The following is a 22,589-nucleotide window of genomic DNA, read 5'->3' on the forward strand; positions in this document are numbered from 1 at the left end:
TCCTTAGTTATATGTAATTCTTTCTATTTCAACAACAAAAACCGCTATCCAATACATGGATAGCGGACAAATACAGCTTATAGCATTATTTCATTTTTCTTAAAAAAGCTCTTCATCGCATGATATACATCAGCTTTTTCTTTTAAAATATAATAATTAAATTTTGGATTATCCATATTTTTATACACACTCATTAATGTCGAATGTCGATTGTAAGCATTCACTTCACCATAACCGAACATATTCGAATGCTCCATGATCTCCTGAACAAGCTTCACACACCGCGCATTATCGCTAGTTAAATTATCACCATCGGAAAAGTGGAACGGATAGATGTTGTAGCGGCTGGAAGAATATTTTGTTTCAATCAACTCCAGCGCTTTTCGATAAGCAGATGAACAGATTGTTCCCCCGCTTTCTCCTTTATTGAAGAAATCCTCTTCCGATACGACCTTTGCTTCTGTATGATGAGCGATAAATTCAATTTCTACCTTCTCATATTTTGACCGAAGAAAACGCGTCATCCAGAAGAAAAAGCTGCGTGCCATATACTTTTCCCAGATTCCCATTGACCCTGATGTATCCATCATCGCTAATACGACTGCTTTCGATTCAGGTTTAATGACTTCATTCCACGTTTTAAAACGAAGATCGTCATTCAAGATAGGGGCAACACTTGGTTTTCCGACTAGGGCATTTCTTTTGAACGCGGTTAAGATCGTTCTTTTTTTATCAACGTTACCCATCAGGCCTTTTTTGCGTACGTCGTTAAATTCGATTTTTTCCAGCACAATTTCATCTTGTTCTTTTTGCTTCAAATTCGGAAGTTCAAGTTCTTTAAAAAGCATTTCTTCAAGTTCTAAAATGGAAACTTCAGCTTCCGCATAATCCACACCAGGCTTATCCCCTGCTGAGCCTTTTCCTTTTCCGGCACCGTTTTGTCCTGCACGTCCATCTCTTGCGACTACATCCCCCACCTGGCTATCTCCGTCACCTTGACCGACATGTTTGTTTTTATCATAGTTGTATCGGATTTTGTATTCATCCATCGAGCGGATTGGAATCTTAATGACATCACGTCCGTTGGATAAAATGATATTTTCCTCACTTATCAAATCCGGCAGGTTATTTTTAATAGCTTCCTGCACCTTTTCCATATGCCGTTGATGATCTTGATATCCTTTTCGGTGGAGGGACCAATTTTCCTGAGAGACAACGAAATTGTTTTTATCTGGTTTATTCATAATAATCCCCTCCAGAGCAGCAATAATTAATGCTGCCTTTTCTTGATCAACCCGGGGCATATCCTGTTCTCTTGAAATCCGTTATTATTATGAAAAAAGGGTTGGTTACTCTATCTTATGCAAGTACTCACTAGAATTGCTAAACTTTCGCGATAAAAAAAGCCCTCTTTTTTAAAATAGAAAAGAGAGCTTTTGTTTATTTATCATATTCTTTTTTGTCATGCTGTTCTGGGTCATTTGTTTTACCGCTTTTTCGAACTTCTTCGTTAGTTGAGACATGTTCCATAACTTTTCCGTGTTCTTTCATTTCTTCAAATGTCGATGCCATTGAGCTGTTTTTTCTTTTCGGTTCTTTATTTTCTTTTGTCATAGGAATTCACCTCTTAGGTTGAATTTTCCCCATTTATTCATTTTTAAAACCGTTAAAAACTCTCATTTCATCAACTGGCCAGTAACGGAGGTTGGCTTGGCCGACGATATCATTCATATCAACAAAACCGATATGGCGGCTATCAATACTGTGCAGACGGTTATCTCCCAACACAAAAATCTTCCCTTTTGGAACTTTGTTTTGTCCTGTAATCTCTTCAAGGGTGAAATTGCCTGTCAAAGTGCGCGTGCCTGCATATTGTTTGTATTCCTGCAAATAGGGTTCATTTATCGGTTTGTTATTGATGTAAAGCTTATCATCTTTGTACGCGATATGGTCGCCTGGAAGTCCGATCACCCGTTTAATGTAATCTTCTTTCGGATTTGCCTTAAATACAATAAGATCGAATCGCTCAGGCTGCCCTATATCATAAACAATTTTATTTACGATCAAACGATTGCCGTTTTGAATGGTCGGCATCATGGATTCTCCGTAAACTACATATTGCTCAATCAAGAACTTTTTAATAATAATAGCAAGTATGAGTGCAATCCCTATAGCTTTGATCCAATCTACTAGCCCATTTCTTTCTTTTTGAGCAGAGCTCATACCGCTCACCCCTTATGTTAGCTTATTAGTATCAATTTACCATTTTTAATTTATAAAATACAAGCTCATTTGCTTTTAATGTAAACATTTATAATAGCTTAACATGTAATTCATTTAGTATTAACGAAAAAAATATAAAGAAAACACACCCTAGTGACTATTACTATGTCCAGGGTGTGTTTTTCTATTATTATCTGTTTAACAAACTGCCGACATAACGCAATAGCTCATTGGCACTCGTTGTATTATACCCATGCTCATCGACAAGACGTGCAATTACTTCATTAATTTTTTTCAATTGAGATTCATCAGGCGTTTTAGATGATGTCGTAATTTTAACAACATCCTTCAGATCAGCAAATAATTTCTTCTGAATCGCTTCTCTTAAGCGCTCGTGTGAATTGTAATCAAACTTCTTCCCTTTTCTCGCATAAGCCGAAATTCGAATTAAGATTTCTTCACGGAAAGCCTTTTTCGCATTTTCAGATATACCGATTTGTTCCTCAATGGATCTCATCAGCTTTTCATCCGGGCTCATTTCCTCACCTGTAAGCGGATCGCGAAGCTTGTTTTTGTTGCAATACGCTTCTACATTATCAAGGTAATTATCCATCAATGTTTTAGCAGACTCTTCATACGAATACACAAATGCTTTTTGAACTTCTTTCTTCGCTATATCATCATACTCTTTTCGAGCGACAGAGATAAAATTAATAAATCTTTCTTTATCTTCCTTCGATATGGATGCGTGGTGATCCAGACCATCTTTTAATGAACGCAAAACATCCAGAGCATTAATAGAAGGTGTTTCTTTACGAATGATGGCAGAAGAAATTCGGTTTATTACATATCGCGGATCAATTCCGGACATTCCCTCATCAGCAAATTCCTTCTTTAATTCTTCTAAATCAACATGATTAAAGCCTTCCACGACTTCTCCATCATATAATCTTAATTTTTTCAGCAAATCCATTCCTTGTTTCTTTGAATCTTTAAGCCTTGTAAGTACTGAAAAGATCGCTGCTACCCTTAATGCATGCGGAGCAATATGAACATGTGCCATGTCACTCTCACTGATCATCTTTGAATAAATACGTTCTTCTTGTGATACACGAAGGTTATAGGGAACACCCATAACAATGATTCTAGAATGAAGGGCTTCGTTCTTTTTATTAGAAATAAAGGATCGGTACTCAGATTCGTTCGTGTGTGCCACGATCAGTTCATCCGCGGATATAAGCGCAAACCTTCCCGCTTTAAAATTCCCTTCCTGAGTCAGTGAAAGAAGATGCCAAAGAAACTTCTCATCACACTTCAGCATCTCCTGAAATTCCATCATTCCCCGATTCGCCTTATTCAGTTCCCCGTCAAACCGATACGCACGTGGATCGGATTCAGACCCGTATTCTGCAATCGTGGAAAAATCAATACTGCCCGTTAAGTCTGCAATATCTTGCGACTTCGGGTCAGACGGACTAAAGGTTCCGATTCCTGTCCGCTTGTCTTCTGAGAAAAAGATTCTTTGTACGATAACGTCTTCAATCCGGTTATCATATTCATGTTCTAGACGCATCGTATTCAACGGTGATAAACTTCCCTCTACACGGATTCCATAGTCATCATAAAATTCTTTTCTTAAGTGCTGAGGAATTAGATGCAGCGGGTCTTCATGCATCGGACAGCCTTTAATAGCATATACAGCACCTTCAGGGGTTTTCGTGTATTTCTCTAGACCTCTTTTCAGCATCGTAACAAGAGTGGATTTCCCTCCCGACACAGGTCCCATCAATAATAATATACGTTTACGAACATCAAGGCGTTTGGCGGCAGGATGAAAATATTCTTCCACAAGGCGTTCGATTGATTCTTCTAATCCAAAAATTTGATCGCTGAAAAAATGATAGACCTTTTGTCCATTTTTCTCTGAAATGCCAGCATCTTTAATCATGTTGTATACTCTTGAATGCGCAGACTGGGCAACAAAAGGCCGATCTCGTAAAATTTCAAGATATTCAGCGAAGGTACCTTCCCAGGCTAGACGCTGTTCTTCTTCACGATGCATTTGGATTCTCGATAAAATATCCATGAGTACCTCCTTGATTGTATTGGCTCCATCAAGTGTTAATCTACTCTATGCGAGGATGTCCGTAATCATTCTGTTTGGATAATGATTTTATTTAGAAAAGTGATAATCTCTCTAAATTCTTTTCATGGTAAAATATGCTTACACTTCTTGTTGGAACGGAGAAACACTTTCATGAATCAAAAGCTTGGCGTAATGACGATAATCATCTTTTTAACAATCGTATTTTTTTCATTTGCAGGATTACGAAAAGAAATCAGCAACTATGTTCCTTTCCAGCGGGCTGTTCATTCACTCGCCGATTCGGAGAGTATTGTACTGGAACAAAACAGCCGCCTCCTGGACACTAACGGTAGTTTTCTATATGAATTTAAAGGCAATGAAAGCCGGATCAAACTGCCATATGACCAGATCCCGCACCATGTAAAACAAGCTTTCATAGCAACTGAAGACCAAAACTTCTTAACTCACCACGGAATCGACGGAAAAGCCATTGCGAGAGCCTTTTTAACTAACACTTCAGAAGGCGCAATCGCACAAGGCGGCAGCACGATTACACAGCAGCTGGCTCGAAATCTATTCCTGACACATGAGCGCTCTTATGACCGAAAATTGAAAGAACTCCTCATTTCATATCGAATCGAACAGCAGCTTACAAAAGAGCAAATCCTGGAGCTATACATAAACGCGATCTATTTCCATAACGGAATTTATGGCATTGAAAAAGCCAGCCGATTTTACTTCAATAAACCAGCTAGCGAATTAACGATAAGTGAAACAGCACTGCTTGCAGCCATACCGAACAATCCCAAAATGTACGATCCATTAACAAATCTTACAAACACCCAAAAACGGCAAAAATGGATTTTGCAAAAAATGAAAGAACAAGGATTCATTAGCGATAAAGAATTTACTGCAGCAGTTAAACAACCGATTAAATTGCAGACCACGAATCACTCTGTTCCGTTTCCTGAAATCATAGGATTTGTAAAAGACGAACTTACCGAACTAATTGCTTCATCCCCAGAAAACAAAGGGATAAGTAAAGAGCAGTTGATTGGAAAAAGGGATAAATTATTAAAAAGCGGCGTTGTTATTGAAACCTCTTTAATTCCTTCTCTGCAAAAAGAAGCAATGGAAGCCATTCAAAAAAGGGTACCCTATTCAAATGTTGAAGGCGCTGTGGTGGTCGTCGATCATGTAACGAAAAAGATTGTGGCTATTGCAGGTGGAAAGGAAACGGGACTTGAACAGTTCAACCGTGCTTACCAAAGCCGCTTGCAGCCTGGTTCGTCGATAAAGCCTCTCCTCGTCTATGCTCCTTATATAGATGTATTTGGAGCAACTCCGAACACAATTATATCTGCGGCAAAAATTTGTGAAGGTAAATACTGTCCTAAAAACTACGGTGGAACTTCTTATGGTTTGATATCTTTAAAAAAGGCGATGGCAAGCTCCGTTAACACCGCCGCTGTCAGACTTTTAAAAAAGACCGGCGTAGAAAAAGCTTTTTCTTACCTGGAGCCTTTTCAATTTTCCAGTATTAATCAACAAGATTATCAGCTGGCTAGCGCACTTGGCGGTTTTTCACATGGATTCTCTCCCCTTGAGCTTACAAGTGCATATACGGCATTCAGTAATAACGGCACATATGCAAAACCTAGAATCATAACAGCTGTTAAAGACAAAGAAGGAAACATCCTTTATGAGTGGAAAGAAACTCCTGTTTCTGTTTGGAAACAAGAAACGAATGCAAATATGAGGGTCATGCTAGAAGAGGTGACGAGATCAGGAACAGCAAAAAATGCACGTTTTCCCGGTTCTAAGTACATTGGCGGAAAAACCGGTACAACGAACGATGCAAAAGACCTCTGGTTCATCGGCATTACGGATCGGTATACTGCTGGCGTTTGGGTTGGCCGTGACAACCCGAAAAGTCTAGGAAACGTTGAAAATTCTTCCCCAGAAGTGATGATCTGGCGCGATATTATGATGAAAGCCTATCAAAAATGAAGAAACCCCTGCCAATTGCTGAAAACGGCAGGGATTTTTATTATGTATGAGCTGCAATTTTGATTTTTTCCACGGTTAATCGGATTAATCCCACGTTAAATTCAATAATTCCACGTTATTTTCGATAATTCCACGTTATTTTCGATAATTCCACGTTAATTTGCAGATAACCACGAACCGACAAAAAACGACATTCTTACACTCATTATGTAATCGTCACAATAAACGCATTATACAATCGGAGTACCGTGTAAACGACTAGCAAGCCAAAACCCGTCCAAAAGAACAAGTGCAAAAACACCATTCCCATGATCCCGGCAGTTGAAAAATGTGAAGCCACTTTTAATAGCCAATAAAAAAAGTAAACAAATGAAGACGCTAAAAATACGATTGCCAGCATAATAATGGAATGATTCAGCACAATCGCAAGCATGCCGCCCGCAAAGAAAAACCAGCCTCCGCTTTTCCCTTGACGCAATAACACACCCTCAGTATCTTTTGAAAAAAAGAACATGCTCAAATGCATAAGCGTGTCAGATACTAGCTTTAAAGCGGCAAAACCCATGAAGAATAATAGAAACAAACAAAAACCCACAGATAAATGGATCACATGCTCAGCAAATAATTCGAGCATTCCTTGATAAACACCAAAATATTTTAGCTTTTCTATAAGAAGCCTTTCAAGGTTGATCGCGAATCCAGAACTAAACAGGATAATAGAAAATAACGGCAAATACCCTGTCATATACACATTTTTCTTCATTCTGTTAACTGTATCCCCCTCAATTTGTAAACTTTCATACAAATATACATTCACACGATAACCGTTTTCATTTATAATGGGGAGAGAATATGGAAAGAATAAGACTACTTTCAAAGGAGGAGTTCAGATGAGCTTTATCCTCATCCTACTTGTGATGCTCGCCTTCCTGACTGCTATTTTTACAGCAGGCTATAACGACCGTCCTGGTAAAAACTAATCCATATACATATGGAAGCAAAAACGTCCTTAAACAAGGACGTTTTTTATTTCCTCTTTACTTTAGCTCTCCGAAACTCTGCTGCCTAAGTGCTTCATAAATTAAAATTGCTGCTGTATTAGACAGATTCAAAGAACGAATATTTTCGTTCATCGGAATACGCAAACATCTTTCTAAGTTCGCATCGATCAATTCTCTAGGTAAACCTTTTGTCTCTTTCCCAAAAACAAAAAAGACATCTTTTTCAGAATCTGAATAATCAAAGTCAGAATACGTCTGCTCCCCAAATTTCGTTATATAATAAAATTCACCATTAGGGTACGCTTGAAAAAAAGCGTCCAAAGAATCATGATGACGCAGATTTACGTGTTCCCAATAGTCTAGCCCCGCCCGTTTTAAATACTTATCTTCGAGCGAAAACCCCAGTGGATGGATCAAGTGTAAATACGTATCGGTTCCAGCACACGTCCTGGCAATATTTCCAGTGTTCGCAGGAATCAATGGTTCGAATAATACAACATGTATAGCCAAAAAGCTCACCTCAAAACAATATTCCAATAAGTACTTATTATAGCACTTTTTAAGGAATATCACTCTCTTATTGGTGAGCTTTGATTTTATAGGATGTGAAAAAATTTATATTGAATTCTTTTCGTATACGCTGTAGAGTCTTCATAGCCCCAGTAACGCATTCTGCTGTTTGTCGTATGAGCATTCACAAGGGGTTCCCCCGACGGATCCTTAGCTACGACAATCGTACTGTGCTGATAATGGCCGTCTCCAGTAAAGTCATAGCAAATGACATCACCTGGCAAAAGCAGACTGGCAGACGATTTTTCCTGTGCCTGCAAACTTGATTTCGACCCGCTCAAATACCAGCGGAAGGCGTTCGCTACAGACCAGCTATAACTCCATGAATTGTTGCGCATCCACCAGCCCTTTGACTTAATCGATTGAGGCGTCATCGGGATACCTCCCCCATGAAGACATTGCGAAATATAATTCGTGCAATCATTTTCGAATGTTTTAAAGGCCGGGTTATAGGAATTCCACCATCGCTCTGCATAACGGACGGCTGCCAATCTGTCATAACCATCCTTTGAAGGAACGATTGATTCGTTTTCGCGTTCGATTTTCGGCAATTCCTTATAGTTTCCTTCAACGATTACAGGCTCATCACTCATCATTTCACCATCAACAAAAACAGCCCGCCGTTCCTGCGACATTTCTTCCACATAAAAATCAAACTCTTGTTTAATGAGTAAGCTATAATGCACAAGGTAGTCTACCTGTGCACGGTTTTCTGATTCAGTTTTCCGCAGAATACTGCCATTGGCCTGATTATTTACTATGAATGCTTTTCTATCGTTAAGTATTTGCTTTTTACGCAAGAAACTTTCTTGTTCTTCCTTTAAGAAGAAGCCCCTTCCATCACCATCAGCATGAATCATCCACTGTGATTGATACTGGATATACTGTTTAAGTGCATTCACCCACACAAGACATCCCTCCCTGCACTATTAACATATGTGGGTGGCATAAAAAAAAAGAACCCTATGGTGGGCTCTATGAAGTCTTCTTACAGCTATTTTGTTCAATTGATAATAAAATTTCTTTTTTGTCTAAGCCCCCGCCATATCCTACAAGCGCGCCATTGCTTCCAATAACACGATGACACGGAATGAAAACAGGAACTGGGTTTTGGTTATTGGCACTTCCGACGGCACGAACTGCTTTCGGTGCTCCGATTCCTTGAGCTACTTCTTTATAAGAGCAAGTGGCACCATAAGGAATTTGAGTGAGCTGCGTCCAAACTTTTTTCTGAAAAACAGTACCAAATAAATCATAAGTGACATTAAATTCTTGCAGATGACCCGCAAAATAATCATTTAGCTGCTGAACTGCATCTGCTAAATGATCTGGAGAATGAAACATTTCTCCTTTAATAAAATGTTTCGCCATCCAAGCTTGCAAAGATGGAAGATTATCCTCCATTGAACCAAAATCGAGGCGACAGATTCCGTTCTCTGTTGCAATGATTGTTAATGGTCCGATTACGCTTTCCATTTCTTCATAATAGAGCAACGTTTTAATCTGACACATAAAATATCCCTTCTTTTCAATACTGTGACCTTACTATATCGGACACTTTAAACATATGCGATTACGAAATTTCCTGATTTCGAACCATTTTAAGTCCTTTATCTATCTCTAACGCCACCAAATCGTCTTTTTCACTTACTTTTGCTTTAGACAATTCCAGTTCCGCCTGATCTCCGCCTATTTTACCGATTGCCCATGCCGCAGTCCCCCGTATTACAGGTCGTGGATCATTATTCATCAATTGAATAAGATCCGGTACAGCCGACTCATCTTTAAAATGGGCAAGAGCAATAATCGCATTTCGCTGAATGGGTTTCTTTCCTCTCCAGCTGCCCGATACATGACCAAATTTTTCTTTAAACTCCCTATTGCTTATCGTTAATAAAGGCAACAAAAGCGGTTTAGCTAATTCTGGGTCAGGCTCCATTTCATCATGATGATGAAAATCTTTTCCTTTATTTTCAGGACAAACGGTCTGACACGTATCACATCCGTATAGCCGGTTTCCTAATTTTTCTCTAAACTGATCAGGCAAGAAGCCTTTCGTTTGGGTTAAAAATGCGATGCACTTATTCGAATCGAGCTGTCCGCCTTGAACAAGAGCGCCAGTCGGGCATGCATCAACACATTTATTGCAAGTACCGCATTGATCTTCCATCGGTTGATCGACGGGCAATGCTACATTCGTTATCAACTCACCTAAGTACATGTAAGAACCGAATTCTGGAGAAATAATGGCGCAGTTTTTCGCACTCCATCCAATACCGGCACGTTCTGCCACTGCTCTGTCAGAAAGCTCTCCTGTATCTACCATCGACTTCACATTAGCATCAGGAACCTTTTCTAAAATAAAAGCTTCTAAAAGAGCAAGCTTCTCTCTTAAAACATGATGGTAATCTCTGCCCCATGAGGCTCTGCAAAAAATACCTCTTCTCTCTCCCTTTATACTTTTCGGAGCATTTTTCATTTTAGAGGGATATGCGAGAGCGATTGAAATAATGCTGGAAGCTCCCGAAAGAAGCAGCTCTGGTTTGGTTCTTTTTTCAATGTCTTCTTCTTCAAATCCTGATTGATAGTTTAATTCTTGCTGCAATCGGAGTCGATCCTTCAGTTGTGCAAACACATCAGCGCTTGCAAAGCCAATTTTATCAATACCGATTTCTTTACTATATGCAACAATCTCTTCTTTCAACTGGGCACCTGTCACGCATATCCCTCCTTTCACATTTATTTTCCGCTAATATGATAAACTACAAATATATCTTATATGAAACGGGGTCCCCAGTTATGGTAAAAATTTCACCAAAAATTAAGGAACTTGTCCCGCATTTTAAAATAGGCACAATTACTTACCATAATATCGTGATTAGTGAATCACCGCAAATGATAAAAGGCCGATTCCAACTATTTCTAGAATCTTTAAAACTCGAAGATAAGTCAGCAGCGGACTTTCCAGGAGTTACAGAATATCGTTCAGTCTTTAAAAGATTAGGAACAGATCCTTCCCGATATCGTCCCGCCTCTGAAGCTTTGCTTCGGCGTGTGTTAAGCGGCAAAGAACTGCCCCCGATCAACTCAGGTGTAGACGTGAACAACTTTTTCTCCATACGTTTCGCTATCCCGATTGGGTTATATAACCTGGATGAAGTAAAAGGAAATGTAGAAATTCGGATTGGCACTGCTGATGATACATATGAAGCACTCAACGGCCGTGAAATGAACATGGAAGACAAACTGCTTTCGGGTGATGAAATTGGTGCATTTGGAAGCCCCATCGTTGACTCCAAAAGAACGATGGTAAATGAAGCAGTCCAAAACGCCTTACATATCGTCTATCTTCAGCCCTCAATGGATAAAAGTGAAGCAGAGAAACTATTGCAATCCATGGCTGACATGTTTACACAAGTAAATGGCGGAACAGCCGAGATCAACATCATTTAAACAAATGTTTAAATTATGAGCACCGCAAGAACAATACTGACGTAGAGATTCGCCGCTTATCAATCAGATCTATCGTTTGTTGATTTAGATACGATAAGGTCGAGGAAGTGAAGTTCTGAGGAGCGGAACGTATTTCACATACGTGAGCAACCGAAAGAACGAGACTGACCTAGAGATTCGCCGCTTATCAATCCAATCGTTTGTTGATTAAGATGCGATAAGGTCGAGGAAGTGAAGTTCTGAGGAGCGGATCGTATTTCACATACGTGAGCACCGCAAGAACAAGACTGACGAAGAGATTAGAAGCATATCAATCAACAAAAATAAAAAAATGCAGGGCTTCATTGGTACCAACGAAGCCCTGCATTAAAACCTACAACTAACTTGTTACATATATAAGCAGCATGTATTAAATTTATGACAAGTTCTTTTTATACAAAGCAAAGAATCTTCACTCTTCATATATTCTTAGAAAGAATAAGCAATGAAAAAAACAATATAATGATCAAAAAAAAGATTATTTTGATTGCGTGCTGTATTTTAATCATCATAATTTCAATTACATTAAAATAATGCACGATATCAATAATTAGGAAAAATATAGATGTTAGACAGATTGTTATCAAAACGATACAGGTCGTTACGATCCACCTTCTATCCATGTGCATCTACCTCCTTACACCTTAAATATTCAGTGTACAAGAAGAAGATTCAAAGAAAACTTACAGGCCAAACCTTTTATTCCTTTCCATGAAAAAAAGTCCCTCGCTGATGCAAGGGACTTTTGATTATTTAATATCGATTTATCAACCAGCTATATCTAAGTTTTGTGGCTGGCTCTTGCTCGATGTAAACATAATTACTGCAAATGACAGTAATGTGAATCCAACGAGATAGACTAGTAATACTCCCATATTAGCGAATGTTGTACCAAAATCATTTACAGAGATAAGTGTTTTAAATCCTTCAATCGAGTACGTAAACGGCAAGAATTGACTTAAATCACGCAAGTCTGCCGGGAGCATTTCAATAGGAAGGTTTCCTCCTGTTATTGATAGTTGCAGTACTACTAGTGCAAATGCGATAAAACGTCCGATATTTCCTAAAGTTGCAAAAAACATTACTATTCCTGTGAAAACTAAGCTTACAAATATCGCAAAAAGAACGAATCCCCCTGGATTTTGTACGGATACTTTTAAAACTAGCATGACTACCGCACAAAGAAGGAGCGCTTGAGTAATAGCTAATGCTGCCAAATTCATAAACTTAGCCCCAAACCAAGATAGAGCTGAAATATCTTCAGGCTTTTTGAAGTTAATAAATAACGACATGATCAAAATCCCTGCAAACAAAGCTAACGATAATACATAAGGAGCTGTTGAATCACGATAATGAGGATATTTGTTAACAACATCGCTCTTTAATTCAACAGGAGATGAGAACATGTTTATGTTTTTATCATCATCATTAATACCGCTTGTTTGTTCTGCACCGTCTTTAAGACCAGTAGACAATTTCATGCTTCCATCATTTAATTTTCCGGCACCATCATCAAGCTTTGTAACACCCTCAGTCAAATCACCCCAGCCTTTTTCAACTGCAGAGTTTCCGTCACTCAATTGTGATGTACCTGAATGTATTTTAGCTGCGCCGTTCGTCAAGTCTCTCCAGCCTTTTTCTACAGTTGAGTTACCAGCTGAAATCTGGCCAGCGCCATCATTCAATTTCGCAGCACCTACTGTCAAATCACCCCAGCCCTTATTGACTGACTGGTTACCTGCTGAAATTTGACCAGCGCCATCATTCAATTTCGCAGCACCTACTGTCAAATCACCCCAGCCTTTGTTGACTGCTTGGTTACCTGCAGCAATTTGGCTGGCTCCAGCATTTAATCTTGTTGCTCCATCTGTCAGATCGCCCCAGCCTTTTTCTACGGCTGCATTCCCTGCAGATATTTGGCTAGCACCATCGTTTAATCTTGTTGCACCATCTGTCAGGTCGCCCCAGCCTTTATTAACTGATTGATTACCTGCAGCAATCAGCTCAGTACCAGCTTTTAGTTCTCCAACTTTACCAACCATCGTATTCCAGCCACTTTCAATATCAGCAGTTCCTTGCTGAAGCGCTGGCACTTTTTCGCTTAAAATGGCAACACCATTATCAATTGAAGTTTGACCAACAACCATTCGATTTACTCCATCAGCTAAAGAACCTGGATTCTCTGAAAATGCAGCGGCAACATCTGCAGCGCCTTTTTGTAGTCCAGAAAGCTGAGCAGCTTTAGTCGGGTCAGTTGCAGCATTAGCTAAAAGTTTAGCATTCTCTGCAATTGCTTGAATTTGAGAATCACCTGAACTAGCTGCATAAGCTTGTAATGCCTCTGATAACTTAGTAAGATTTTTTCCAAGTGTTTGTGATTCAATTACGATAGTATCAATACCTTTGGATATATTCTCTGTACCTTTTCCAATACCTTTTTCACCTTTTATTGCTGCTTGTACACCTTTCAAACCAGATAACACTTCTGAAGTCCCTGTTTTTAATTCTGGAATCTTGCTTTGCAATTCTTTTGCACCGTCTGCAAGCAGTTTTACACCAGGCTGCTTTTCTTTCAATCCTTCCAATAACAACCCAGTACCTGCATTTGCATTATTTGCACCTGTAGCTAATTGGGAAATGCTATCTGATTTCGCGTTAAGAGAACTAAGCAAATCTTGTGTTCCTGCATTTAAATCATTTGAGCCCTTCGCCAGCATACTTATATCACTTTGTTTGCCTGTTAAAGAACTCAGCAAATCTTCTGTACCGGCATTTAAATCATCGGAGCCTTTCGCCAACAAGCTTATATCACTTTGTTTACCTAACAAAGAACTAAGCAAGTTTTGCGTACCTGCATTCAAATCTTTTGCACCATTTGCAAGCTTGGTGATATCACCTTGTTTGCCTAATAAAGAACTAAGCAATGTTTGTGTACCAGCGTTCAAGTCTCTAGACCCATTCGCAAGCTTGCTTATATCTCCTTGTTTACCTGATAAAGAGCTAAACATTTGTCCTGTTCCTGCATCTAACTCTTTAGCACCGTTTGCAAGCTTCGAAATATCTCCTGATTTTTCTGTAAGCGATTGCAAAAGTTCGTTAGTTCCATCATGAAGTTCTGTCATCCCATCATTGAGCTGTGCTGAACCGTCAGCAGCTGACTGGAACCCTTCAGAAACATCCCCAAGACTTGCAAACATATTACTCGTATACTTCTCCGTAATTTTATCCCCTAGTTTTTCTCTGATTTTTTCAGTAGCACTGCTCGTTACTTTAGCAGCAAGGAAGTTCAAACCTTGATTTTGAATATAGTTTAACTCCGGTTTTTTGGGTTCCTTTTCAGTGACCGTTGTAACTTTTTCTGAAAAATCATCCGGGATTTCGATCACCATATAATATTTTAGGCTATCAAGTCCCTTTTTTGCTTCAGAAGCGTCTACAAAATCCCACCCAAGATCCTTTCCTTTCTTTAAGTCTGCCACCAAGTCTTTCCCGACATTGATCGGTTCACCATCAGACGTTGCCCCTTTATCCTTGTTGACAACCGCAACAGGAAGGTTTGACAAGTTGTCGTAAGGATCCCACTTTGGAGATAACAAAATACCTCCATATACCACTGGTACGAGCAAGGCAGCGATGACCGAAATCAATACCCCTTTCTTTACTGCAAGTTTTGCCATTTCAGCTAAAAATAAGCGAAAGACATTCATCCCGTTTACCCCCGTATTTACAAGATAAGAACATTTGATAAAAGTGAATACCTATTCACTTCTACTAGAATGTATAATTCGGATAAAGGGGAATAAATCCTCCTTACTAATCAGAAAATTGTAAAAAATTAAAATATTTTAGGGGATTTAGACCTATTACGACAAATTGTTACACATAACTAAAGGCGGACACTGCTTTTTGCAGGATCCGCCCATACTCATTTTATTTAAATCGGCTCCAATAAACCCATTTCCAAGCATGCTTTTATAGAGAGCATTTTTTCTTTTGATGGAAATTTCATCTGAATAAACTCTTCTTTCACTTCTGTAATTTCCCCTGTTCCGAATACCCTATGAACAACTACAAGCCCCGCACGTAATTCTCCCTTTTCCCGAATGGCATTAGGATTATAAAGAACTCCATTTACCTTTTTCACATGCGTAGCTTTTTCGGTGTTGTCTGTTCCAATCTCTCTATTGAAAATTACGTTACTCTTTTCTACCGAATCATCAGGATTCACTATATTCTTGACTTCTGCAACAAAAGGGGACACTTCAACCTTTTTTCCATCACGGTAACCATAAGCAATAAGTTTTAATTGTTTTTTTGCACGCGTCATTCCTACATAAAAAAGACGAGTTGCTTCTTCCATTAAACTGCTGTCTGCTCGATCATCACTGGATGGAATGACCCCATCTACTAAATCAATCATATATACCTTTTCAAATTCGAGTCCCTTTGAGCTGTGAAAAGTAGAAAGCGTTACAGCATTCTGCCCCTTTTTCTTCTTAGCTGTCTTTAAAGCAACTTCTAAATGCTTTAATCTTTTTGCAAAATCCTCAAGACACTCAAGGTCAGCTGCAATCTCTTCAAGAGTATTTAAAATACTTATCAAGTAATCATTTCGAAACCCTAGACTCTTGCATATCTTCTCCAAAGCCTTTTCGTAACCTAGGCGATCCCTTATAACACGAATAGCACTAAGCGGTTTCATCACTTTCATCTCTTTAAATGTTTCTTTGCTCGCCCTCAATAGCTTAACTTGGTATTCCTGTAATTCAACATGATTCAACAAATTATCAAATACAGAACGATTATTATTCAATTGTTTCAAAGCATTCATCTGCTGCTTGCTAATGTAACCATTGAATTTCAAATGAATTTTTTCTAAAAGATCCAGACGCTTATCTGTAAAAGCCATCCGCATAAAATTTAAGATATCTTGAACGACCCAATGTGAAAAAAATCGATTATCCGTATCCTTCATATAAAAAGGAACTCCTGCACGATCAAAATCATTCATTAACCCAATGGATGAGGAGTTGTTGCGATATAAAATAGCAATTTCCTTTAGATTATCTGCATCTTTTAGTTCCGTAACCAAATATTTCGATTGTTCCTTGAAATTAGTTAAATTCCTTATTTGAATCGGTTTATAAGAAGAATTATCAGTGAACATATTCTTTTCATATCTATTCTTGTTTCGTTTAATAAACTGATTTGAAACTTGGACGATGTCCTGTGTCGAGCGATAATTCTGCTCCATGAAAAGAATAGCAGCTTCCGAGTATACCTTTTTGAATTCAAGTAAATAAGAAGGCTCAGCACCTCTCCAGCTATAGATCGATTGATCATCATCGGCCACAACACATAAATTTTTATGTTTGGCGACCAGTTTCTCTATAATAGAATGTTGTACCAAAGACGTATCCTGGCTTTCATCCGTCAAAATGTAATCGTACCTTTGCTGATACTTGCCTAGCAGCTGCTTATCTTTTTCTAAAATATGATTGCCGGTCGTTAGCATATCGTCAAAATCCAATAAAACTTGATTCTTATCTGAACGTTTAAATTCTTCATATTCGCTCATAATTTGTTCAGCTTTCGGAACATCACATGCTACCTTTGACCATTGATTTTGAGGGATCATCTTATTTTTGATGTAGCTGATGTAAGTTGTCAGCTCCTCCATTTGATCTTCCGTTATGTTCTCGCCTGCAATTGACTTAAATAAATTTCTTAAAATTTGCTTCTTGTTTAGCGAGGTATTCCTTACCGACGCTGTTTTCTCTTCTACTTCCTGATCACCTTCAATAATTCGAAAAGAAGTTCCCAACTTTCTAAAATAATCCCTAACTACCTCAAAGGCAAAGCTATGAATAGTAGAGAAATCTATAGGCTGCATTTGAGGATAAAATCGCTTGAAACGATCTTTCATATCATTTGCTGAAGCTTTACTAAACGTAACTGCCTTTATACGAGATGGATCCACGCCTTTTTCCTCTATTAAATACCCAATACGCAGGATGATGGTTGTCGTTTTCCCGGAGCCTGGCGATGCCAGCAAAAGAAGAGGGCCATCAGTCTGCAGAACCGCCTTCTTTTGAACATCATTTAGGGATATCCCTAAATCATTTTTCATTCTGACGAAAAAATCTTCCATTCTAAAATGCCCTTTCCGTAAAAACTAATTATTTTAGACTTTCTATTGAAGAAATTAAACTTTTCTTTAAAGCTAATAACTTAATACTGCATATCAAAAATAATAATAAAAAAACTTCCCACAAACGTGAGAAGCTTTGAATGTATGCTGTTAAGTTAAGTAAATTGGTACCGGTGGTCGGGGTCGAACCGACACTCCAGAAGGAACACGATTTTGAGTCGTGCGCGTCTGCCAATTCCGCCACACCGGCATGATAATGCTTGTAAAAACTGAATGGAGGCGGCACCCGGATTCGAACCGGGGGATAAGGGTTTTGCAGACCCGTGCCTTACCACTTGGCTATGCCGCCAGAGAGTATTCAAATGGAGCGGAAGACGGGATTCGAACCCGCGACCCCAACCTTGGCAAGGTTGTATTCTACCACTGAACTACTTCCGCAAAAATATAAAAATGGCTGGGCTAGATGGATTCGAACCATCGCATGACGGAGTCAAAGTCCGTTGCCTTACCGCTTGGCTATAGCCCAACACTTATATGGGGCGGACGAGGGGAATCGAACCCCCGAATGTCGGAACCACAATCCGATGCGTTAACCACTTCGCCACGACCGCCACAATAATTTAAATGGCAGGGGCAGTAGGAATCGAACCCACACCAAAGGTTTTGGAGACCTTCGTTCTACCTTTAAACTATGCCCCTGTAAGAAAAATATGAATAAAAGATGGTGGAGGGGGACGGATTCGAACCGCCGAACCCGGAGGGAGCGGATTTACAGTCCGCCGCGTTTAGCCACTTCGCTACCCCTCCACAATTGAGACAGGTTTTATTTTATAACATATACAACCTGAATTCAAGAGGAATTATTATCCTCAAGGAGCAAATCTGCTCCTGCGTCTACCTGCAATTCAATGCTGCTAATTCCTCGTCGCATGTCAGCTAAGAAGATAAATAGTAAGTAGACATGGTGCCGGCTAGAGGACTTGAACCCCCAACCTACTGATTACAAGTCAGTTGCTCTACCAATTGAGCTAAACCGGCAAAAAAAAATGGTGGCTCGAGACGGAATCGAACCGCCGACACGAGGATTTTCAGTCCTCTGCTCTACCGACTGAGCTATCGAGCCAAGAGTTAATATCTCTTGGATATATAACCACCAAAAACAAAAATGGCGGACCCGACCGGGGTCGAACCGGCGATCTCCTGCGTGACAGGCAGGCATGTTAACCACTACACCACGAGTCCAAATTGGTTGCACTTTACAGCACTACTGATATTTCATGACGAGAAGTAAATCGACGCTGTTCATGAAATAATTTTGGTTGCGGGGACAGGATTTGAACCTGCGACCTTCGGGTTATGAGCCCGACGAGCTACCAGACTGCTCCACCCCGCGATGATAATAAGATATAAAAAATTAATGGTGGAGGATGACGGGTTCGAACCGCCGACCCCCTGCTTGTAAGGCAGGTGCTCTCCCAGCTGAGCTAATCCTCCATATAAAAGGTTATGTATTAAATAGTAGAAGTGGTGACCCGTACGGGATTCGAACCCGTGTTACCGCCGTGAAAGGGCGGTGTCTTAACCGCTTGACCAACGGGCCATTTCGAGAATTATCTGGCGGAGAGCAAGGGATTCGAACCCTTGATACGGGGTTGACCGTATACACGATTTCCAATCGTGCTCCTTCGACCTCTCGGACAGCTCTCCAATGGCTCCACAGGTAGGACTCGAACCTACGACCGATCGGTTAACAGCCGATAGCTCTACCACTGAGCTACTGTGGAATAAAGGTTGGCTCAGCGACGTCCTACTCTAACAGGGGGAGACCCCCAACTACCATCGGCGCTGAAGAGCTTAACTTCCGTGTTCGGTATGGGAACGGGTGTGGCCTCTTCGCCATCATCACTGAACCTAAGTTTTTTGATAAGCATCGAATCTCTTCGTCACTTATTTAAACTCATTAAATTGTTGAGAGTATGTTCTCTCAAAACTAGATACGACGTTTCCAAACGTTATGCTTTTTTAAGGATAAGCCCTCGACCGATTAGTATCTGTCAGCTCCACGTGTCGCCACGCTTCCACACCAGACCTATCAACCTCATCATCTCTAAGGGGTCTTACTCACTTGACGTGATGGGAAATCTCATCTTGAGGGGGGCTTCATGCTTAGATGCTTTCAGCACTTATCCCGTCCACACGTAGCTACCCAGCTATGCCCCTGGCGGAACAACTGGTACACCAGCGGTGTGTCCATCCCGGTCCTCTCGTACTAAGGACAGCTCCTCTCAAATTTCCTGCGCCCGCGACGGATAGGGACCGAACTGTCTCACGACGTTCTGAACCCAGCTCGCGTACCGCTTTAATGGGCGAACAGCCCAACCCTTGGGACCTACTTCAGCCCCAGGATGCGATGAGCCGACATCGAGGTGCCAAACCTCCCCGTCGATGTGGACTCTTGGGGGAGATAAGCCTGTTATCCCCAGGGTAGCTTTTATCCGTTGAGCGATGGCCCTTCCATGCGGAACCACCGGATCACTAAGCCCGACTTTCGTCCCTGCTCGACTTGTAGGTCTCGCAGTCAAGCTCCCTTGTGCCTTTACACTCTGCGAATGATTTCCAACCATTCTGAGGGAACCTTTGGGCGCCTCCGTTACTGTTTAGGAGGCGACCGCCCCAGTCAAACTGCCCACCTGACACTGTCTCTGAACCGGATCACGGTTCTAGGTTAGAATTTCAATACAGCCAGGGTAGTATCCCACCGACGCCTCCACCGAAGCTGGCGCTCCGGCTTCTCAGGCTCCTACCTATCCTGTACAAGCTGTACCAAAATCCAATATCAAGTTGCAGTAAAGCTCCATGGGGTCTTTCCGTCCTGTCGCGGGTAACCTGCATCTTCACAGGTACTATAATTTCACCGGGTCTCTCGTTGAGACAGTATCCAAGTCGTTACACCTTTCGTGCGGGTCGGAACTTACCCGACAAGGAATTTCGCTACCTTAGGACCGTTATAGTTACGGCCGCCGTTTACTGGGGCTTCAATTCAGAGCTTCTCCTAAAAGGATAACCCCTCCTCTTAACCTTCCAGCACCGGGCAGGTGTCAGCCCCTATACTTCACCTTGCGGTTTCGCAGAGACCTGTGTTTTTGCTAAACAGTCGCTTGGATCTATTCACTGCGGCTCTCTCGGGCGATAAACCCTATCAGAGCACCCCTTCTCCCGAAGTTACGGGGTCATTTTGCCGAGTTCCTTAACGAGAGTTCTCCCGATCATCTTAGGATTCTCTCCTCGCCTACCTGTGTCGGTTTGCGGTACGGGCACATCTTTCCTCACTAGAGGCTTTTCTTGGCAGTGTAGGATCAGGGACTTCGGTACTAAATTTCCCTCGCCATCACAGCTCAGCCTTCACGTTGGACGGATTTGCCTATCCAACAGCCTAACTGCTTAGACGCACTATTCCATCAGTGCGCTCACCCTACCTTACTGCGTCCCCCCATCGTTCAAACGGAAAGGAAGTGGTACAGGAATATCAACCTGTTATCCATCGCCTACGCTTTTCAGCCTCGGCTTAGGCCCCGACTAACCCTGAGCGGACGAGCCTTCCTCAGGAAACCTTAGGCTTTCGATGGACAAGATTCTCACTTGTCTTTCGCTACTCATACCGGCATTCTCACTTCAAAGCGCTCCACCAGTCCTTCCGGTCTGACTTCGCTGCACTTCGAACGCTCCCCTACCCCTGTACCATACGGTACAAGCCATAGCTTCGGTGATACGTTTAGCCCCGTTACATTTTCGGCGCAGAGTCACTCGACCAGTGAGCTATTACGCACTCTTTAAATGGTGGCTGCTTCTAAGCCAACATCCTGGTTGTCTGGGCAACTCCACATCCTTTGCCACTTAACGTATACTTTGGGACCTTAGCTGATGGTCTGGGCTGTTTCCCTTTTGACTACGGATCTTATCACTCGCAGTCTGACTCCCGCGGATAATTCTCTGGCATTCGGAGTTTGACTGAATTCGGTAACCCTGTGGGGGCCCCTAGTCCAATCAGTGCTCTACCTCCAGGAATCTTGCCGCGAGGCTAGCCCTAAAGCTATTTCGGGGAGAACCAGCTATCTCCGTGTTCGATTGGCATTTCACCCCTACCCACACCTCATCCCCGCACTTTTCAACGTGCGTGGGTTCGGGCCTCCATTCAGTGTTACCTGAACTTCACCCTGGACATGGGTAGATCACACGGTTTCGGGTCTACGACCACGTACTATGTCGCCCTATTCAGACTCGCTTTCGCTGCGGCTCCGTCTATTCAACTTAACCTTGCACGGGATCGTAACTCGCCGGTTCATTCTACAAAAGGCACGCCGTCACCCGTTAATGGGCTCCGACTACTTGTAGGCACACGGTTTCAGGATCTATTTCACTCCCCTTCCGGGGTGCTTTTCACCTTTCCCTCACGGTACTGGTTCACTATCGGTCACTAGGGAGTATTTAGCCTTGGGAGATGGTCCTCCCGGATTCCGACGGGGTTTCACGTGTCCCGCCGTACTCAGGATCCACTCTGGAGGGAACGAAGTTTCAGCTACAGGGCTGTTACCTTCTTCGGCTGGCCTTTCCAGACCACTTCACCTACCTCGTTCCTTTGTAACTCCGTATAGAGTGTCCTACAACCCCAGAGGGCAAGCCCTCTGGTTTGGGCTGATTCCGTTTCGCTCGCCGCTACTCAGGAAATCGCATTTGCTTTCTCTTCCTCCGGGTACTTAGATGTTTCAGTTCCCCGGGTCTGCCTTCTCATACCCTATGTATTCAGATATGGATACCATCCCATTACGGATGGTGGGTTCCCCCATTCGGAAATCCCCGGATCAATGCTTACTTACAGCTCCCCGAGGCATATCGGTGTTCGTCCCGTCCTTCTTCGGCTCCTAGTGCCAAGGCATCCACCGTGCGCCCTTTCTAGCTTAACCTTATATTGATGTTTGATAAGCATCGAATCTCTTCGTTGACTTTGTCTTTCCGGTGCTCATGTATCGAAATACACTCCGCTCCTTCAAAACTTTGT

The 22,589-nt window shown here is 41.4% G+C and carries 14 protein-coding genes, 15 tRNA genes and 2 rRNA genes; 2 read left to right on the top strand and 29 right to left on the bottom strand.

Annotation, left to right across the window (positions count from 1 at the left end):
- Positions 1-77: 77 nt before the first annotated feature.
- The 4 genes from yhbH to RGB74_RS16960 form a co-directional block, all read right to left on the bottom strand.
- Positions 78-1,244 carry a sporulation protein YhbH gene (gene yhbH / locus RGB74_RS16945; RefSeq protein WP_310760459.1) on the bottom strand — a complete coding sequence of 389 codons (1,167 nt, stop codon included), beginning with the start codon at positions 1,242-1,244 and terminating at the stop codon, positions 78-80.
- A gap of 196 nt (positions 1,245-1,440) precedes the next feature.
- On the bottom strand, positions 1,441-1,614 hold the full coding sequence (locus RGB74_RS16950) for a hypothetical protein (RefSeq protein ID WP_310760460.1): 174 nt from the start codon (positions 1,612-1,614) through the stop codon (positions 1,441-1,443).
- A gap of 33 nt (positions 1,615-1,647) precedes the next feature.
- Entirely contained in the window at positions 1,648-2,223 is a 576-nt protein-coding gene (gene lepB, locus RGB74_RS16955; RefSeq protein WP_310760461.1) for a signal peptidase I, read from the bottom strand.
- Between the two features lie 190 nt (positions 2,224-2,413).
- On the bottom strand, positions 2,414-4,309 hold the full coding sequence (locus RGB74_RS16960) for a PrkA family serine protein kinase (protein WP_310760462.1): 1,896 nt from the start codon (positions 4,307-4,309) through the stop codon (positions 2,414-2,416).
- Between the two features lie 171 nt (positions 4,310-4,480).
- On the opposite strand from RGB74_RS16960, the gene RGB74_RS16965 reads away from it, so the two are divergent.
- Complete coding sequence (locus RGB74_RS16965) at positions 4,481-6,319, top strand: transglycosylase domain-containing protein (RefSeq protein ID WP_310760463.1); 1,839 nt, start codon at positions 4,481-4,483, stop codon at positions 6,317-6,319.
- A gap of 205 nt (positions 6,320-6,524) precedes the next feature.
- Here the strand turns inward: RGB74_RS16965 and RGB74_RS16970 are convergent, their stop codons facing one another.
- From RGB74_RS16970 to queG, 5 genes are all read right to left on the bottom strand, one after another.
- A complete protein-coding gene (locus RGB74_RS16970) occupies positions 6,525-7,082 on the bottom strand; it encodes a DUF5366 family protein (protein WP_310760464.1) in 558 nt (185 codons plus the stop codon).
- 274 nt (positions 7,083-7,356) lie between these two features.
- Positions 7,357-7,830: a tRNA (uridine(34)/cytosine(34)/5-carboxymethylaminomethyluridine(34)-2'-O)-methyltransferase TrmL gene (gene trmL / locus RGB74_RS16975; protein WP_310760465.1), complete on the bottom strand. Its 474-nt coding sequence runs from the start codon at positions 7,828-7,830 to the stop codon at positions 7,357-7,359.
- 86 nt (positions 7,831-7,916) lie between these two features.
- Complete coding sequence (locus tag RGB74_RS16980) at positions 7,917-8,750, bottom strand: amidase domain-containing protein (RefSeq protein WP_396136077.1); 834 nt, start codon at positions 8,748-8,750, stop codon at positions 7,917-7,919.
- Positions 8,751-8,865: 115 nt separating this feature from the next.
- Positions 8,866-9,402, bottom strand: coding sequence for a methylated-DNA--[protein]-cysteine S-methyltransferase (locus RGB74_RS16985; RefSeq protein ID WP_310760467.1), 537 nt, complete (start codon positions 9,400-9,402; stop codon positions 8,866-8,868).
- 61 nt (positions 9,403-9,463) lie between these two features.
- Positions 9,464-10,609, bottom strand: a complete 1,146-nt coding sequence (gene queG / locus RGB74_RS16990) for a tRNA epoxyqueuosine(34) reductase QueG (RefSeq protein WP_310760468.1) — start codon at positions 10,607-10,609, stop codon at positions 9,464-9,466.
- A gap of 80 nt (positions 10,610-10,689) precedes the next feature.
- Here queG and RGB74_RS16995 point away from each other — a divergent pair, with 80 nt between their 5' ends.
- Positions 10,690-11,343, top strand: coding sequence for a B3/B4 domain-containing protein (locus RGB74_RS16995; protein WP_310760469.1), 654 nt, complete (start codon positions 10,690-10,692; stop codon positions 11,341-11,343).
- A 458-nt stretch (positions 11,344-11,801) separates the two neighbouring features.
- Here the strand turns inward: RGB74_RS16995 and RGB74_RS17000 are convergent, their stop codons facing one another.
- The 20 genes from RGB74_RS17000 to RGB74_RS17095 all read right to left on the bottom strand — a co-directional run bounded on the left by RGB74_RS17000 (position 11,802) and on the right by RGB74_RS17095 (position 22,494).
- Positions 11,802-12,005 carry a hypothetical protein gene (locus RGB74_RS17000; RefSeq protein WP_310760470.1) on the bottom strand — a complete coding sequence of 68 codons (204 nt, stop codon included), beginning with the start codon at positions 12,003-12,005 and terminating at the stop codon, positions 11,802-11,804.
- A gap of 144 nt (positions 12,006-12,149) precedes the next feature.
- Positions 12,150-15,089, bottom strand: a complete 2,940-nt coding sequence (locus RGB74_RS17005; RefSeq protein WP_310760471.1) for a YhgE/Pip family protein — start codon at positions 15,087-15,089, stop codon at positions 12,150-12,152.
- A gap of 227 nt (positions 15,090-15,316) precedes the next feature.
- Positions 15,317-17,533 (bottom strand): ATP-dependent helicase, encoded by a 2,217-nt coding sequence (locus RGB74_RS17010; RefSeq protein ID WP_310760472.1) that lies wholly within the window; start codon positions 17,531-17,533, stop codon positions 15,317-15,319.
- A 165-nt stretch (positions 17,534-17,698) separates the two neighbouring features.
- Positions 17,699-17,783, bottom strand: a tRNA-Leu gene (locus RGB74_RS17015).
- A gap of 24 nt (positions 17,784-17,807) precedes the next feature.
- Positions 17,808-17,882: transfer RNA gene (locus RGB74_RS17020), tRNA-Cys, on the bottom strand.
- A 14-nt stretch (positions 17,883-17,896) separates the two neighbouring features.
- Positions 17,897-17,971 (bottom strand) — tRNA-Gly (locus tag RGB74_RS17025).
- A 13-nt stretch (positions 17,972-17,984) separates the two neighbouring features.
- Positions 17,985-18,059 (bottom strand) — tRNA-Gln (locus tag RGB74_RS17030).
- A gap of 9 nt (positions 18,060-18,068) precedes the next feature.
- Positions 18,069-18,144, bottom strand: a tRNA-His gene (locus RGB74_RS17035).
- A 14-nt stretch (positions 18,145-18,158) separates the two neighbouring features.
- Positions 18,159-18,232 (bottom strand) — tRNA-Trp (locus RGB74_RS17040).
- Between the two features lie 23 nt (positions 18,233-18,255).
- Positions 18,256-18,340: transfer RNA gene (locus RGB74_RS17045), tRNA-Tyr, on the bottom strand.
- A gap of 155 nt (positions 18,341-18,495) precedes the next feature.
- Positions 18,496-18,571, bottom strand: a tRNA-Thr gene (locus tag RGB74_RS17050).
- A gap of 9 nt (positions 18,572-18,580) precedes the next feature.
- A tRNA-Phe gene (locus tag RGB74_RS17055) sits at positions 18,581-18,656 on the bottom strand.
- A gap of 43 nt (positions 18,657-18,699) precedes the next feature.
- Positions 18,700-18,775: transfer RNA gene (locus RGB74_RS17060), tRNA-Asp, on the bottom strand.
- A gap of 74 nt (positions 18,776-18,849) precedes the next feature.
- Positions 18,850-18,926, bottom strand: a tRNA-Met gene (locus RGB74_RS17065).
- 25 nt (positions 18,927-18,951) lie between these two features.
- Positions 18,952-19,027, bottom strand: a tRNA-Val gene (locus RGB74_RS17070).
- Between the two features lie 31 nt (positions 19,028-19,058).
- Positions 19,059-19,133 (bottom strand) — tRNA-Glu (locus RGB74_RS17075).
- A 15-nt stretch (positions 19,134-19,148) separates the two neighbouring features.
- Positions 19,149-19,240, bottom strand: a tRNA-Ser gene (locus RGB74_RS17080).
- Between the two features lie 2 nt (positions 19,241-19,242).
- Positions 19,243-19,317: transfer RNA gene (locus RGB74_RS17085), tRNA-Asn, on the bottom strand.
- 10 nt (positions 19,318-19,327) lie between these two features.
- Positions 19,328-19,443, bottom strand: a 5S ribosomal RNA gene (gene rrf, locus RGB74_RS17090).
- A 114-nt stretch (positions 19,444-19,557) separates the two neighbouring features.
- Positions 19,558-22,494, bottom strand: a 23S ribosomal RNA gene (locus tag RGB74_RS17095).
- Between the last annotated feature and the right edge of the window lie 95 nt (positions 22,495-22,589).

Source organism: Bacillus sp. NEB1478, assembly GCF_031582965.1.
Classification (GTDB): Bacteria; Bacillota; Bacilli; order Bacillales; family Fictibacillaceae; genus Fictibacillus.